Origin of the sequence: Micromonospora sp. RV43 (genome assembly GCF_001029515.1) — a bacterium.
GTDB lineage: Bacteria > Actinomycetota > Actinomycetes > Mycobacteriales > Micromonosporaceae > Micromonospora > Micromonospora aurantiaca.
The window spans coordinates 1-14,766 of record NZ_LEKG01000019.1 but is presented as its reverse complement, the minus strand read 5'-3'; the positions used below and the strand labels follow the sequence as shown (position 1 = coordinate 14,766).

General features: G+C 74.1%; 14 protein-coding genes. 4 read left to right on the top strand and 10 right to left on the bottom strand.

Annotated elements, in window-relative coordinates; genetic code table 11:
* Nucleotides 1–25: 25 nt before the first annotated feature.
* The 3 genes from ABD52_RS07190 to trxA all read right to left on the bottom strand — a co-directional run bounded on the left by ABD52_RS07190 (nt 26) and on the right by trxA (nt 2,238).
* Nucleotides 26–1,426, bottom strand: coding sequence for an MBL fold metallo-hydrolase (locus ABD52_RS07190; RefSeq protein ID WP_047891264.1), 1,401 nt, complete (start codon nt 1,424–1,426; stop codon nt 26–28).
* A gap of 138 nt (nt 1,427–1,564) precedes the next feature.
* Nucleotides 1,565–1,834 carry a metal-sensitive transcriptional regulator gene (locus ABD52_RS07185; RefSeq protein ID WP_013285930.1) on the bottom strand — a complete coding sequence of 90 codons (270 nt, stop codon included), beginning with the start codon at nt 1,832–1,834 and terminating at the stop codon, nt 1,565–1,567.
* 53 nt (nt 1,835–1,887) lie between these two features.
* A complete protein-coding gene (trxA, locus tag ABD52_RS07180) occupies nt 1,888–2,238 on the bottom strand; it encodes a thioredoxin (protein WP_013285931.1) in 351 nt (116 codons plus the stop codon).
* Between the two features lie 258 nt (nt 2,239–2,496).
* Between trxA and eccB the strand changes: the two genes are divergently transcribed.
* Nucleotides 2,497–3,906: a type VII secretion protein EccB gene (eccB, locus tag ABD52_RS07175; protein ID WP_047891263.1), complete on the top strand. Its 1,410-nt coding sequence runs from the start codon at nt 2,497–2,499 to the stop codon at nt 3,904–3,906.
* 39 nt (nt 3,907–3,945) lie between these two features.
* Here eccB and ABD52_RS07170 read toward each other — a convergent pair whose 3' ends face one another.
* Genes ABD52_RS07170 through ABD52_RS07150 form a run of 5 tightly spaced genes read right to left on the bottom strand, consistent with a single transcriptional unit; the run spans nt 3,946 to nt 8,422 of the window.
* The gene (locus tag ABD52_RS07170; RefSeq protein WP_013285933.1) at nt 3,946–4,551 is read right to left on the bottom strand and encodes a bifunctional 2-polyprenyl-6-hydroxyphenol methylase/3-demethylubiquinol 3-O-methyltransferase UbiG; all 606 of its coding nucleotides are present in this window, start codon (nt 4,549–4,551) and stop codon (nt 3,946–3,948) included.
* A 32-nt stretch (nt 4,552–4,583) separates the two neighbouring features.
* Nucleotides 4,584–5,186 carry a phosphatase PAP2 family protein gene (locus ABD52_RS07165; RefSeq protein ID WP_013285934.1) on the bottom strand — a complete coding sequence of 201 codons (603 nt, stop codon included), beginning with the start codon at nt 5,184–5,186 and terminating at the stop codon, nt 4,584–4,586.
* A gap of 22 nt (nt 5,187–5,208) precedes the next feature.
* The gene (locus tag ABD52_RS07160) at nt 5,209–6,075 is read right to left on the bottom strand and encodes a carbohydrate ABC transporter permease (protein ID WP_047891262.1); all 867 of its coding nucleotides are present in this window, start codon (nt 6,073–6,075) and stop codon (nt 5,209–5,211) included.
* Nucleotides 6,075–7,034 (bottom strand): carbohydrate ABC transporter permease, encoded by a 960-nt coding sequence (locus ABD52_RS07155; protein WP_047891261.1) that lies wholly within the window; start codon nt 7,032–7,034, stop codon nt 6,075–6,077. Before ABD52_RS07155 ends, ABD52_RS07160 begins: the two co-directional genes overlap by 1 nt.
* Nucleotides 7,031–8,422 (bottom strand): ABC transporter substrate-binding protein, encoded by a 1,392-nt coding sequence (locus ABD52_RS07150; protein WP_047891260.1) that lies wholly within the window; start codon nt 8,420–8,422, stop codon nt 7,031–7,033. The genes ABD52_RS07155 and ABD52_RS07150 overlap by 4 nt, the downstream gene beginning before the upstream one ends.
* Nucleotides 8,423–8,543: 121 nt before the next feature.
* Between ABD52_RS07150 and ABD52_RS07145 the strand changes: the two genes are divergently transcribed.
* Genes ABD52_RS07145 through ABD52_RS07135 form a run of 3 tightly spaced genes read left to right on the top strand, consistent with a single transcriptional unit; the run spans nt 8,544 to nt 11,733 of the window.
* Nucleotides 8,544–9,581: a zinc-binding dehydrogenase gene (locus ABD52_RS07145; protein ID WP_047891259.1), complete on the top strand. Its 1,038-nt coding sequence runs from the start codon at nt 8,544–8,546 to the stop codon at nt 9,579–9,581.
* Nucleotides 9,581–10,399, top strand: coding sequence for a sugar phosphate isomerase/epimerase family protein (locus ABD52_RS07140; RefSeq protein WP_047891258.1), 819 nt, complete (start codon nt 9,581–9,583; stop codon nt 10,397–10,399). The genes ABD52_RS07145 and ABD52_RS07140 overlap by 1 nt, the downstream gene beginning before the upstream one ends.
* Complete coding sequence (locus tag ABD52_RS07135) at nt 10,396–11,733, top strand: hypothetical protein (protein ID WP_047891257.1); 1,338 nt, start codon at nt 10,396–10,398, stop codon at nt 11,731–11,733. Before ABD52_RS07140 ends, ABD52_RS07135 begins: the two co-directional genes overlap by 4 nt.
* A gap of 47 nt (nt 11,734–11,780) precedes the next feature.
* On the opposite strand, the gene ABD52_RS07130 is transcribed toward ABD52_RS07135, so the two are convergent.
* Nucleotides 11,781–12,485 (bottom strand): CBS domain-containing protein, encoded by a 705-nt coding sequence (locus ABD52_RS07130; RefSeq protein WP_047891256.1) that lies wholly within the window; start codon nt 12,483–12,485, stop codon nt 11,781–11,783.
* A 94-nt stretch (nt 12,486–12,579) separates the two neighbouring features.
* Nucleotides 12,580–14,694, bottom strand: a complete 2,115-nt coding sequence (locus ABD52_RS07125) for a molybdopterin-dependent oxidoreductase (protein ID WP_047891255.1) — start codon at nt 14,692–14,694, stop codon at nt 12,580–12,582.
* Nucleotides 14,695–14,766: the final 72 nt, after the last annotated feature.

Here is a 14,766-nt window from a genome sequence, read left to right as displayed (position 1 = left end):
CGCCGGCCGGGCGCTCGGGGAGAGGTCAGGCGGTGGGCGCCATGCGTACGCCGGCCTCCTCGGCCCGGCCGTACGAGTCGTCGATCAGCACCACGTCACGGCCGGCGTTGGCGAGCAGGGACGCGGCGGCGGTGGCCCGGTAGCCGGAGCCGCAGTGCACCCAGACGGTCCCGGCGGGGATGTCGGCGAGCCGCTTGGGCACGTCCGGCAGCGGCACGTGCACCGCACCGTCGACGTGCCCGGCCTTCCACTCGTTCGTCATCCGCACGTCGAGGACGACCTGAGGCTCGGGCAGCCCGGCCGGGGTCTTCCCGGCCTGCGCGGCGGCGAGCGCGCCGAAGTCGGCCACCGCCAGCTCCCGCAGCTGCGACGGGTCGCCGGTCCACTGCTCGGGCTCGCCGGTGGCCTGGGCGGCCGGACGGTCGATGCCGATGCGGACCAGTTCCCGCTGGGCGTCGGCGACCTGCTCCGGGGTCTGCGCCAGGAACGTGATCGGCACACCCCACTCGATCAGCCAGCCGAGCCACGTCGACATCGGCCCGTCCAGGCCGAGGCTGACTGTGCCGGCCAGGTGCGAGGCCGCGTACGCCTTGCGGTGGCGCAGGTCGACCACCCACTCGCCGGCGGCGATACGACGGCGCAGCTCGTCGGCGTCGGCGCGGGCCACCGGCGTGAGGTCGACCGGGGCGGGACCGGCGGCGTTGGCGACGCCCATGTGGGCGTAGTACGCAGGGTAGGCGTCCAGCCCGGCCAGCGTCTCGGTGACGAACTGGTCGGCGGCCAGCCGCAGCACCGGGTTGGCCTCCTTCTCCCGGCCGATCGTCGACTCGGGGGCGTCGGCCTGGCTGGCCGAGCAGAAGCTGCCGAAGCCGTGCGTGGGCCACACCTGCGCGCCGTCGGGCAGCAGGTCGGCCAGCTTGCGCGCCGAGGCGTACTGGTGGTGCGCCAGTTCGTGCGCGTACTGCTGGCCGAGCAGGTCGGTGCGGCCGGTGGTGCCGAACAGCAGCGAGCCGCCGGTGAACACGCCGGCCGCCGTCCAGCCGCCGTCGGTGGCCTCGTCGAGCGCGTACGACAGGTGGTGGAACGTGTGACCAGGGGTGCCGATCACCCGCAGCCGCATCGTGTCGGACACCGGCACGGTGTCGCCGTCGGCGGCCGGGGTCCGGTCGAACTCGACCGTGTCGGCGGCGGCCACCAGGTACTGCGCGCCGGTGATCCGGGCCAGTTCCAGGCCGCCGGAGACGTAGTCGTTGTGGATGTGCGTCTCGACCACGTGGGTGATCCGTACGCCCTTGGCGCCGGCCAGGTACAGGACGCGGTCGATGTCGCGCTGCGGGTCGACCACGATCGCCACCCGGCCGTCGGAGGCGAGGTAGCTGCGGTCGCCGAGCGAGGAGGTCGTGATGACGGACACGTCGAGAGTCATGCCGTTTCCTCTCATTGCCTATATACCCCGGGGGGTATGCGTGGGACAGTCTGCGGCCTGGGTCTCCAGGCAGGTGTTTACCCGCCCGCGTCGCTGTCACACGGCGCGGGCGGGACTCAGCCGGTCAGGCGGGCGCCGTCAGGCCAGGGACAGGAAGAGCTTCTCCAGCTCCTCCTCGGTCATCTCCGGCTCCTCGCCCGCCTGGCGGGCGGCGTCGCAGTAGCGCATGCCGGAGGCGATGATCTTGAAACCGGCCCGGTCGATGGCCTTGGAGACCGCGGCGAGCTGGGTCAGCGCGGCGCGGCAGTCCTCGCCGTTCTCCATCATCTCGATGACGGCGTTGAGCTGCCCCCGGGCCCGCTTGAGCCGGGTCAGCGCCTCGCCTGTCATCTCCGGTCGAAGATTCACGTCGTACCTCCTGCGCTCGAAGATACCCCAGGGGGTACCAGTGCCGCCACCCGTCAGGCGGTCTTGGCCCGGACCTCGTCCATGTCGAGGTCGCGCACGGCCCGGATCAGCTCCTCCAGCCCGGCCGTCGGCAGGGCGCCCGGCTGGGCGAACACCAGCACGCCGTCCCGGAACGCCATCAGTGTCGGGATCGACCGGATCTGGGCGGCGGCCGCCAGGGCCTGCTCGGCCTCGGTGTCGACCTTGCCGAAGACGATGTCCGGGTGCTGCTCGCTGGCCTTCTCGTAGACCGGCGCGAACGCGCGGCACGGGCCGCACCAGCCGGCCCAGAAGTCGACCAGGACGATGCCGTCCCGGTTCACGGTCTCCGCGAAGTCGGTGGTGGTCAACGCCACGCTCGCCATCAGTACCTCCGTCGGTTTCAGGTTCCGGCATGTGTAACACACCCCGGGGGGTATCCATTCCGGGGGGTGGTGCCGGGCCGCTGCCTTGATCGACTCCAGGTCGGGGAGGTGGCGGGGTCCGGGTGAGCGGGATCCAGCCACCTCGGCGTACTGGCGGAGCGGGCCGACAACCAAGGGTCAGTGAGGGACACGCAGGGTCGCCGGAGCATCGACGGAGTGCTTATCCTGTGCGCCGACGATCCCGGCGGAAGGGACACGATGGCGTCGCGGCAGGACCAGCTGCACTCGTACCAGTTCACCGTCCAGCGGGCGGTCGCCGCGCTCGTCATGCGGGAGACGGACCCGCCGCAGTCCCCGTTCCGCCGGCTGGCCGGCGCCGGTCTGGCCAGCGTCCTGGTCGCGGCGATCGCGCTCGGCGGCGTCGCCCTCTACGGCCTGTTCACCGGCGGCGGTGACTCGTGGCGCGAGACGGGCGCGGTGATCGTGGAGAAGGAGTCGGGCGCGCGATTCGTCTACCGCGACGAGGAGCTGCACCCGGTGTCGAACTACGCCTCCGCGCTGCTGATCATCGGGGCGGAGCGGCCGAAGACGGTGCTGGTCGGCCGCCGCGCCATCGAGGGGGTGCCGCGCGGTCTGCCGCTCGGCATCGCCGACGCGCCGGACTCGCTGCCCGCGCCGAACCGGCTCGTCCGCGACGCGTGGACGCTCTGCTCGGTGGCGGGCGACGAGGCCGGGCGCGGGGAGACCGGGCGTCCGGCGGCGGGGCGCGGCGAGGCACGCTCGGTGCTGCTGATCGGGCGGGAGGCCGCCGGCGGCCGGGCGCTCGGCGACCAGGGCCTGCTCGCCCGGCACCCGGACGGCGGCCTGCACCTGCTCTGGCACGACCGGCGCTACCTGCTGCGCGACACGGACCGGGTGCTCGCCGCGCTCGCCGCCACCCGGGAGCGGGCGGTGCCGGTGGCGGCGGCGCTGCTGAACACGCTGCCGGCCGGCGCCGACCTGGCCCCGCCGCCGGTGGACGACCTCGGCGAGCCGTCCGAGCGGGTCACCGGTGCGACGGTGGGCGACGTCTACCTGGTGCGCAACTCCGGCGGCGGACGGCAGTACGCGGTCGCCAAGCGCGGCGGGCTGGCCGGCATCACCGAGTTGCAGGCGGCGCTGCTGCTGGCCCGCACCGGCCAGGGCGAGCCGGAACCGATCACGCTCGGCCGGTTCGCCGCGCTGCCGAAGCTCCCCGGTCTGGTGCCCGGTGGGGCGAGCGCGCCGCCCGCCGTACCGCCCCGGCTGGCCACCGACGAGGGCGCGCTCTGCGCGCGGGCCGGCGACGACACAGGCGTCCGCGAGCTGCGCCTGGGCGTCATCGCGCCGGACCCGAACGCCGCCGCGCGGACAGCCGGCGGCCGGGCCGGGCTCGCCGACGCGGTGGTGGTCGAGCCGGGACGCGGCGCGCTCGTGGAGGCGGTGCCCGCGCCGGGCGCGACCGGCGGCGCGATCTGCGTGGTCACCGACCTGGGCCGGCGGTACGCGCTGACCGGCGCGGACGTGCCGGGCATGCTCGGGTACGCGGGCGTGCGCCCGGCGCGGCTGCCGGCGGGCCTGGTGGACCTGCTGCCGGCCGGTAGCCCGCTCGACCCGGAGGCCGCCCGCACGGTCGCCGCGCCCGCCTGAGCGCCGAGCGCGCGATCCGCCGGGGAGAAAGAGCAGCGGTCAGCCGGCGGGGCGGCGCAGCACGCTCACCGCGAAGTCGGCGTCGTCCCGCCACGGCCGCAGGTCCCAGGTGGCGAAGCGGTGCTCGGGGCGCAACCCGGCGGCGACCGCGTCGGCGTCCAGGTCGGCCACCGGGTAGCCGCGGTCGGTGCCGAAGCCGACCACGACCAGGCCGTCCGGGCGCACGTGCGCGGCGACGCGGGCCAGCACGTCGCGCTCGGTGCCGGGGGCGACGAAGACCATCACGTTGCCGGCCAGCACCGCGGCGTCGAACGGCTCGGCCTCGCCCTGGGCGGCCAGGTCCAGCTCGGCCAGGTCGGCGACCAGGAAACGGGGGCCGGGATGGTCGGCGCGGGCCGCCTCGACCAGCGTCGGGTCGGCGTCCACGCCCACGACGTCGTGCCCGCGCGCGGCGAGCGCGGCGGCGACCCGGCCGGTGCCGCAGCCGGCGTCCAGGACACGCGCGCCCGGCGGTACGAGCGCGTCGAGCAGCCGCGCCTCACCGGACAGGTCGGCGCCCTCGGCGGCGAGCTGACGGAACCGGTCCACGTACCACTGCGAGTGGCCGGGCTTCGTGTCGGTCACCCAGCGGGTCGGCTTGGCCATGGGGCCACCGTAGCTGATCTTGTGGCAACCGGTCAGGCGAGCGCCAGGAACGTGCCGGCGGCGAGCGGCCCGCCCAGCGCGACGCCGGCCAGCACCTGCGGCCAGGTGTGGTCGCCCAGCCGTACCCGGGACCAGCCGACGGCCGCGACGAGCACCCAGCCGAGGCTCGCGGCCGGGCCGGCCAGCGGCACCAGCACGGCGACGGTGGCGGCGGCCACCGCAGCGTGGATGCTCAGCTTCCACCAGTGGTTCACCAGCGCGCAGGCCGCGCCGACCACGAAGACCACGACGATCACGGCGAACAGTTCGGCCGGCGCGCGGACCGCCGCCAGCAGCAGCAACCCGGCCGCGACCGAGGCCAGCCCGATCGACAGCGGCCGGGCCCGCTGCGTGCGGTCGCCGACGTGCCGGTCGGTGAGGCGTCCCCGGCGTACGCCGTGCACGAGCACGCCGATCGGGATGACGGCGCAGAACGTGAGCGCGATGCCGCCCCAGAGCAGGAACTGGCCCGCCGAGCGGCTGACCCGGGCGGCGGCGATCAGCGGCAGCGCAGTGACCAGGACGGTCGGGGCGAGCGCCTCGGTGAGCAGCCGGGCCGCCCGCGCGCCGGCCCGGCGCTCCCGTGATGCTCGCACCCGATCATCCTGGCACGGATGCTCAGCCCTTCTCGGCTCCGCTGGTGAGTCCCTCGGTGAGCAGGCGTTCCCCGGCGAAGAACAGCACCACGATCGGCAGCGTGAGGATGACCGAGCCGGCCATCAGCACGGTCTTGGGCACCTCCACGCCGTCGGCGAGCAGGGACAGCCCCAGCGACACGGTCCACCGGTCCGGCCGGTCGACCAGGAACAGCAGCGCGAACAGGTACTCGTTCCAGGCGATCATGAAGTCGTACAGCGCGACCGCCATCACCGACGGCGCCGCGAGGGGCAGGCTGACCCGGCGGATGATGCCGAGCCGGCCGGCGCCGTCGATCGCCGCGGACTCCTCCAGGCTGACCGGGATGGTCTCGAAGTAGTTCTTCAGCATGTAGACCGACACCGGCAGCGTCTGCGAGATGTAGACGAGCACCAGCCCGGTCAGCGACCCGCGCAGCCCGGCCCGGGTGAAGACCACGAACAGCGGGATCGCGATGATTATGGACGGGAACAGGTAGACCGCCAGGAACAGCGCGCTGACCTGCCGGCGGCCGAAGAACCGCAGACGGGACACCGCGTACGCGCCGGGGATGGCGATCACCAGGGTGAGCGCGGTGGCGGCGAGCGCCACCAGGCCGCTGTTGCGGATGAACGTGAGGAAGCCCTGGCCGCCGTCGGAGACGGACTTCAGCACCTCGGCGTACGTGGCGACGGTCAGCTCGCCGAACGGCACCCAGAGCGAGCCGGGTTCGAGCAGCAGGCGTTCGATCGGGCGTACCGACAGCACCAGCATGTACCAGAACGGCAGCAGCGTGACCACCAGGAACCCGGCGATCACCAGCCGGCGCAGCCAGCGCAGGCTCACCGTCTCGATCCGGTCCCGGTCCATCACGCCTCCCGTCGCGCGCCGAAGAAGCGCAGGTAGATCGCCACGAACACGAGCAACACGACGGCCAGGACGACCGCCTGGGCGGCGGCCGCGCCGATGTCGGTACGGGCGGTGAGGAACTGGTAGACCCGCACGCTCACCACCTCGGTGCCGGCCGCGCCGCCGGTGAGCAGGTAGACGTCGTCGAACTTGTTGAACGTCATGATGAACCGCAGCACGCCGATCAGCGCGATCACCGGCATGAGCTGCGGCAGCAGGATGTGCCGGAACCGCTGCGTGGGTGTCGCCCCGTCGACCCGGGCGGCCTCCTCCAGCTCACCGGGCACCGCCTGGAGCCGGGCCAGCAGGAACAGGAACGCGAACGGGAAGTAGCGCCACGCCTCGAACGCGATCACCGTCCACAGCGCGGTGGACTCCTGGGACAGGAACGGCACCGGCTGATCCCAGCCGAGGAAGCGCCGCCCCCAGTCGTTGACGATGCCGAGCTGCGGGTCGAGCATCACCTGCCAGACGAACGTCATGGCGACCACCGGCGCCACGTACGGCAGCAGCATCGACGCGCGTACCAGCGTGCGGCCCCGGAACGGCCCACGTACTGCGAGCGCCGCCGCGAGGCCGACCACGATCGAGCCGGCGGTGCCGCCGACGCTGTAGAGCACAGTGGTCCAGAGCGTGTCGGCGAACCCGGGCGTGTGCAGCACCCGGTCGATGTTGTCCAGGGTCAGCTCGCCGAACAGGCCGGTCTTGCGCAGCGTCGCCAGGCGTACCCGCTGGAAGGCCAGCACCACCGTCCAGACGATGGGTATGCCGATCACCGCGACCACGACGAGCAGGGTCGGGGTGACCAGCGCGAGCCCGGCGCGGGACTCGCGGCGGCGCAGCGTCAGCGGGCGTCGGCCGGGTCGGCGGGGTCGCTCCGGCGCGGGGGAGCGGCCGGCCTCCGGCGCGGTGGTGGTCAATTGACGCCCTTGGCTATCGCTTCGACGTCCTTGCGGGCGCGTTCGGCGGCGGCGCGGGCGTCGGACCTGCCGCCGACGACGTCGGCGAGCGCCCTGGGTACGGGCAGTTCACCGAGGATGGCGCCGACGAGCTTGCCCTGGTTCTCGGTCAGGCCCCAGCGCTGGAACGTGTCGGGGCTGCGCCGCAGCGTGGCGAGCACGTCCTCGCCGTAGACCTCGGACAGCGGCTTCTTGGTGTCCACACCGGCCGGGCTGGTGTTCCAGGCGGTCCGGAACTTCTGCTTGTCCTCCGGGGTGCCGGTGCGCACCGGGAAACGCCCCTCGGGGGACATGCCGAACCAGCGCGGGTAGCCGTCGGAGAGCATGTACTCCACGAACGACTTCGCCGGGTCGGCGGCGCCGTCGAGCACCGCCCAGGAGCTGACCTCGCCGTACTGGGCCGGTTCGGTGCCGTTGGGGCCCTTGATCGCGGTGACGAACCCGCTGTTCTTCGCGAGCCAGGCCGGGTCGGACTGGCACTGCGGGCAGGTCGGCCGGGCGTCGGCGCGCAGCCCGGCCAGCTCGTCGAGGATGAACGGCGACCAGATCAGCATGGCCGCCTTGCCGGCGAAGTAGGTGGCCCGGGTGGTGTCGACGTCCTGGGCGCCCTTGACGGAGTTGTTCCGCATCAGGTCGCCGTAGAAGCGGAACGCCTCGACGCACTCGGGGGAGTCCAGAGTGACAGTGCCGGAGTCGTCGGTGAGCCGGCAGTTGTTCGCCAGCGCCAGATGCTCGAACGTCTGCTGGGTGAACACGTCACCGGGGGAGGTGGCCGCGGTGATGCCGGCGACGCCGCCGGTGTTCAGCTTCGCCGCCGCGGCGGCGATCTTCTCGTACGTGTCGGGCGCCGGCAGGCCGGCGGCGGCGAACAGGTCCTTGCGGTAGACGAGCAGCTGGCCCCACCCGTCGCTCGGTACGGCGAGCTGCGTGCCGCCGTCGCTGGTGAGTTCCAGCGCGCGGGGCGTGAACGTGTCCCGGCCGAGCCGGCCGACGACGGCGGCGTTGGCGTCGCCGTCGAGGAGTTCGTTGGCGGACAGCGTGCGCACCCCGGCCAGTGAGACCGAGCCGACCACGTCGGGCAGGTCGCCGGCGGCGGCGCTGGAGGCGATCAGGGACGGGAACTGGTCCTCGTTGACGGTGACCAGGTTGACCTTGACGCCGGTCTTGGCGGTGTAGTCGGCGATGATCGCCTTGGTGGCGGCGACGCGGTCCGCCACGTCTTCCAGGCTCCAGACGGTGATCTGCGAACTGTCGGATTTCTGCCCGTCGTCGCTGCATGCGGCCACGCCGGTCCCGGCCAGTGCCAGGATCAGGCTGATTGCGAGCCGCCGCGTGGAGGGTGATGACATCGGTGGCACTCCTCTCGAAAGAGCACGGCCTGCCGCTAATACCCATCGATTCCTCAATCGAATCACATATGCCCATTTTTTGGGTTAGAATCGGGGTCGGCACTTCACTCGGAGCGACGCCATGAGCAACTGGGTTGTCTCTCTGGCCGGGCCCCGGCACGTACGCCTGGAGCCCTGCCCCACCGACCGGCTCGGTCCGGGCCAGGTCCGCGTCCGCACCCGCTACTCGGGCATCTCCGCCGGCACCGAACTGACGCTCTACCGGGGCAGCAACCCGCGACTGCGCAAGGACTGGGACGCCGGCTCCCGCATGTTCGTGCCCCGCCAGGCCGCGCCCGCGTACCCGGTGGTGGGTTTCGGTTACGAGGAGGTCGGCGAGATCGTCGAGGTCGCCCCCGACGTGGCCGGGCGACGGCCCGGCCAGCTCGTCTGGGGGATCTGGGGGCACCGCGCCGAAGCCGTGCTCCCCGCGACGGCCGCGCATCCGCTGCCACCGGGCCTCGACCCGCTCGCCGCCGTGTTCGCCCGGCCCGGTGCCATCGCGCTGACCGCCGTGCTCGCCGGTGACCTGCACCTGGGCGACTGGGTGGGCGTGTTCGGGCAGGGCGTGATCGGGCTGCTCGGCACGCGCCTGGCCGCGCTCTCCGGCGCCCGCGTGGTCGCCGTCGACCGGATGCCGGGCCGGCTCGCGCACGCCGTGCGGCTCGGCGCGCGCCGGGTGGTCGACGCCGCCGCCGACTCGCCCGCCGCCGCGCTGCGGGCCGCCACCGACGGCCGGGGCGCCGACGAGTGCCTGGAGCTGTCCGGGTCGTACCCGGCGCTGCACGAGGCGATCCGCGCCACCGCGCACGCCGGGCGCGTCGTCGCGGCCGGCTTCTACCAGGGGTACGCCCACGGGCTGGAGCTCGGCGAGGAGTTCCACCACAACCGGATCCAGCTCGTGGCCGCCCAGGTCTCCGGGCCGGACCCGGCACCCGGCACGGCCGGCCGGTGGTCCGGGACGCGGATCGCACACACCTTCATGGACCTGGTGGCCGAGGGCAGCGTCGACCCGCTGCCGCTGGTGAGCCACGTCGTCGACGCGGGCGCGGTGGCCGACGCCCTGGCGTTGCTCGACCGCGGTGACGGTGACGTCCTCCAAGTGGTGCTGAGGTTCTGATGGACATTCCGCTCTCGTGCCAGGAGCAGTTGCTTCCCGGCGCCGACCTGATCCAGAAGTACGCCCTCGCCGTCTCCCTCGGCTACCAGGGCATCGAGCTGCGCGGGCGGGGCGACCTGGCCCTGGCCCGGCGGCTGCCGGAGCTGCGCCGTGCCCGCGCCGCCGGCGTGGTCATGCCGACCGTCTGCGTCGAGATGGACCACTTCATCGGCGACTTCGACCCGGCCCGTTCCCGCGACGCGGTGGACAACCTGCGCTCCCAGCTGTCGGTGATCGCCGAGCTGGGCGGCGTCGGTGCGATGACCCCCGCCGCGTGGGGCATGTTCTCCCGCCGGCTGCCGCCGTTCGAACCACCACGCTCGGCCGACGGCGACCGGCGGGTGCTCGTCGACGCCCTGGGCGAGCTGGCCGGGCACGCCCGCGCCGAGGGGGTCACAGTGTTCCTGGAACCGCTCAACCGGTACGAGGACCACATGGTCAACCGGCTCGACCAGGCCGTCGAGCTGTGCCGCGCGGTCGGTTCACCGGCGCTGCGGGTGGCCGCCGACACGTACCACATGAACATCGAGGAGGACGATCCGCACGCCGCGCTGCGCGCCGCCGGGCCGTACCTCGGGCACGTCCAGGTCAGCGACTCCAACCGGCACCAGCCCGGCGCCGGACACCTGGACTGGGGTGCGCTGCTGGCCACGCTCGACGCGATCGGCTACACCGGCTGGCTGGCGCTGGAGTGCCGGCTGCGCGGCGAGCCGGTCGCCGCGCTGCGCCAGGCCGCCACCGCGCTGGCCCAGGCCCCTCCCCGGCGGGCCGCCGCATGACGCTGACCACCGGGGTACGCGCCGACGCCGACCGCCACGCCCGGCTGCGCCGCCTCGCGCTGGCCACCCTGGACGCCAACTGGGAACACGACCACACGGTCCCCTCGCGCACGCTCTACCCGCACCAGTGGAGCTGGGACTCGGCGTTCATCGCGATCGGCCTGGCCCACGTCCGTCCCGACCGGGCCTGGCGGGAGCTGCGCACGCTGTTCGCCGCGCAGTGGGTCGACGGGCGGGTGCCGCACATCGTGTTCAACCCGGCCTCGCGCGCCGGGCCGTACTTCCCCGGGCCGCAGTTCTGGGACTCGGCCCGCGCCGACGGCTCACCGGCCCGGGCCACCTCCGGCATCGTCCAGCCGCCGGTGCACGCCCCGGCCGCCTGGCTGGTGCACCGCCGCGCGCCCGGCGAAGCGTCGGTGGCCGCGCTGCGACGGCTCTACCCGAGGCTGGTCGCGCAGCAGCGCTACCTGACCGGCCGGCGCGACGCCGGCGGCGGCGGGCTGGCGTCGATCGTGCACCCGTGGGAGTCCGGACTGGACAACAGCCCCGCCTGGGACGCGCCGCTCGCAGGGGTGCCCGCCGACGAGGCGGTGATGCGCGCGTACCGGCGGCACGACACCGCGCACGCCGACGCGGCGCAGCGCCCCACCGACCTGGACTACGCGCGGTACGTCGCGCTCGTGGAGAGCTACCGGGCCGGCCGCTACCGGGACGAGGGACTGCTCGGACGGCATCCGTTCCTGGTGGAGTGCCCACTGGTGAACGCCGCGCTCGGCGTCTCCGAGTACGCCCTCGCGCGCATCGCCGCTGTGATCGGCGCCGACCCGGGGCCGCACCGCGACCGGGGTGCCCGGATCACCGAGGCGCTCGTCACCCGCCTCTGGGATCCGGTCGCCGGCACGTTCCGTCCCCGCGACGTGCGCGCCGACCGGCTCGTGCCGGCCCGGACCGTGCTCGGGCTGATGCCGCTGGCGCTGCCCGAACTGCCCTCTGCACAGGTGTCGGCGCTGCTGGCCGAGGCGTGCTCGCCGCGCTTCGGGCTGGCCGCCCGGATGGACCGGCCGCTGCCCACGTACGACCGCACCGCGCCGGACTTCGAGCCGCTGCGCTACTGGCGCGGCCCGAGCTGGATCAACACCGGCTGGCTGCTCTGGCAAGGGCTGCGCACCCACCGCCGCGTCGACCTGGCCGCCGGGCTGCGCGAGTCGCTGCTCGACCTGGTCGACCGGGCCGGCTGCCACGAGTACTTCCACCCGGACACCGGCGCCGGTCTCGGCTCACCGGCGTTCAGCTGGACCGCCGCGCTGGTGTTGGACGCGCTCGCCCAGGAGTGACAGCGGTGGGCGCCGGGCACGCCGGCGCCCACCGGGCCGTCCAGGGCTCAGGCGATGCCGGCCGGGGTGGCGCCGCCGATGCGCAGCGCCGACATCGGCGCGTCGTCGATCGCGTAGCCGAGCGCGTCGACCACCTCGACCACGCCGCTGACCTGCCGGGTCAGCCGGACCGCGAGCTGCGCGGTGGACCGGCACTCCACCTGGCCGGTGAGCGTCACCACGCCCCTGTCGACTGTCACGTCCACCACGCCGTCGCGGACGCCGAGGCTGCGCCACAGCACCTCCTCGACCACGTCCCGCCGGATGCCGGCGTCCGGGCGCAGGTGCACCTTGAGCAGGTCGCCGCGGGTGACGATGCCGACCAGCCGGCCGAGGTCGTTCACCACCGGCAGCCGCTTCACGCCGCGCGCGTCCATCAGCCGGGCCGCCTCCACGATCGTCGCGTCCGGCGTGATGGTGACCGGGGGAGCGGTCATCAGGTCGGCGGCGAGCGTCGCGCCGGCCTTCGCCCGCGCCTCGCGGCGGTGCCGGTCCGGCAGGATCCGCCGCTCCCGGGGCTGGCCCAGGAACTCCACCTTGTACATCAGGTCCGCCTCGGACACCACGCCCAGCACCCGGCGGGTCTCGTCCACCACCGGCGCCGCCGTGACGTGCCGCTCGGTCAGCACGTCGACGATCTCCCGGTACTCAGTGCCCTCCCGTACCGACGCCACGTCCCTGGTCATCACGTCCTGCACCTGCCACGTACGCATGGCGAACCTCCCTGTGTCCGCCTCCGACGCTAGGCGGCGGCGACGGGCCGGAGCAGGGGCGCAAAGACCAGGTCAGGGGGCCGGAGGTCCCGAATCACCCAGCCGCGACGGGCTCCGCGACCTCGTCGAGGGGCGGCTCGGCGGTCAGCAACTCGGCCGGCACCGGCTCGACCTCCATCCGGCAGTCGTGGAACGTGGGCGCCTCGCCCAGGTCGGTGTCCCGGACGCCGGTGACCGCGTTGACGGTGGACCGCCCCGGGCTGCGTCGCGCCCAGTACGCCTTGTACGTGAACGCGCACCCCGGCCGGGTCGCCTCGTCCACCGCCACCGCGGCGAGGAACGCGCCCCTGTCGTTGTGCACCCGTACCGCGTCGCCGTCGGCGAGCCCGCGCGCCGCCGCGTCGTCCGCGTGCAGGTGCACCAGGGGCGGCCCGGCGCGGCGGGTGTGCCACGGCAGCGACGCGAACGTGGAGTTCATCAGGTAACGGTTGGCCGGGGTGAGCAGCGTCAGCGGGAACCGGCGGGCCAGCTCCGGGTCGGCCGCCTCGGCCGGTGGCGTGTATCCGGGCAGCGGGTCCACCCCGAGCGCTGCGAGCGCCGGGTCGTGCAGCCGGGCCCGTCCGTCCGGGGTGGGGAAACCGCCCTCGGCGTACGGCGCGGAACCCACCGGCACACCGGTGAGCCGGGCGTACGTGCGCTCGCGCAGCTCCTCGTACGTGATCGGGGCGTCGGCCAGCAACTGCCGGGCCAGGTCCTCGTCGCTGTCCCGGAACGCCGGGTGGTCGATCCCGAGCGCGGCGGCGATCCGCCGGAAGATCTCGGTGTTCGGCAGCGCCTCGCCCGGCGCGCGGGTGACCGGCAGGTTCAGCGTCGTGTAGTGGTGCCCGTAGGACGTCTGGAGGTCCAGGTGCTCGGGCTGCATGGTGGCCGGGAGCACCACGTCGGCGTAGTCGCAGGTGTCGGTCCAGCGCTGCTCCAGCACCACTGTGAACAGGTCGGCGCGGCCGAGCCCGGTCAGCAGCCGGGCCTGGTCCGGGGCGGTCGCCGCCGGGTTGGCGTTGAACACCACCAGCGAGGTGACAGGCGGGTCGGCCTCCCCGGTGAGCACCGCGGCCAGCCGGCTCATGTTCAGCGACCGGGCCGGCGGGGCGGGCATGCCGGCCGGCCGGATCACCGGGCCGTTGTCGACGCGGTGGTGGCCGCTGGTGGTCACCAGCGCCCCGCCGCCGGGGTACCGGAAGTCGCCGGTGACCAGCGGCAACGCGCAGATCGCCCGGATCGCCTGCGCGGCGCCGTGGTGCCGTTGCAGGCCCAGCCCGACCCGTACCGCTGTGGGCCGGGTGGTGGCGATCCGCTCACCGAGACGGCGGATCGTCCCGGCCGGCAGGCCGCACTCGGCGGCGGCCCGCTCCACCGGCCAGTCGTCGAGCCGGGCGCGCAGTTCCGGCCAGCCGGTGGTGTGCGCGGCCAGCCACGCCTCGTCGGCCGCCCCGGCGTCGCGGACGTGCCGCATCAGCCCGAGCGCGAGCGCCGCGTCGGTGCCTGGTAGCGGCGCGACGTGCTCGTCGCTGCGGGCCGCCGTGTCGGTGCGCAGCGGGTCGATCGTCACCACGTACGCGCCGCGCTCGCGGGCCTGCTGCACGAACGGCCACAGGTGCAGGTTGGTGACGAGCGGGTTGGCGCCCCAGAGCACGATCAGGTTCGCCTCGACGATCGACTCCGGTTCGAAGCCGACCGAGGCGCCGTAGAGCGAGCGCAGCGCCGCCCGCGCGGCCGCCGTGCAGATGGTGGTGTCCAGCCGGGACGCGCCCAGGTGGGCGAAGAGCCGGGGCCCCATGGTCCAGCCCTGAACCAGGCCCATGGTGCCAGCGAAGTAGTAGGGCAGCACCGACTCCGGGCCGTCCCGCTCGATGCTCGCGCGCAGTCCGGCGGCCACCCGGTCGAGGGCCTCGTCCCAGCTCGCCGGCCGGTACGCGACCCGGCCGGTGCCCTTCGGGCCGGTGCGGACCCAGGGCGTGGTGAGCCGGTCCGGCCCGTTCACCGCGTCCAGGTAGCGGTTCACCTTGCCGCAGAGCGCGCCCCTGGTGAACGGGTGGTCGCGGTCGCCGCGCAGCGCGACCGCCCGGCCGTCGTCGACTGTGAGCTGCCAGACGCAGGTGTCCGGGCAGTCCAGCGGGCAGGCGCCGGGGTGGGTCGTGACGGGGGCCATAGGCGGATGCTACCGACGCGACCGGCCACCTGCCCTCCGGCTTTTCCGCCTCCCGGCGGGTGGGGTGTTTGG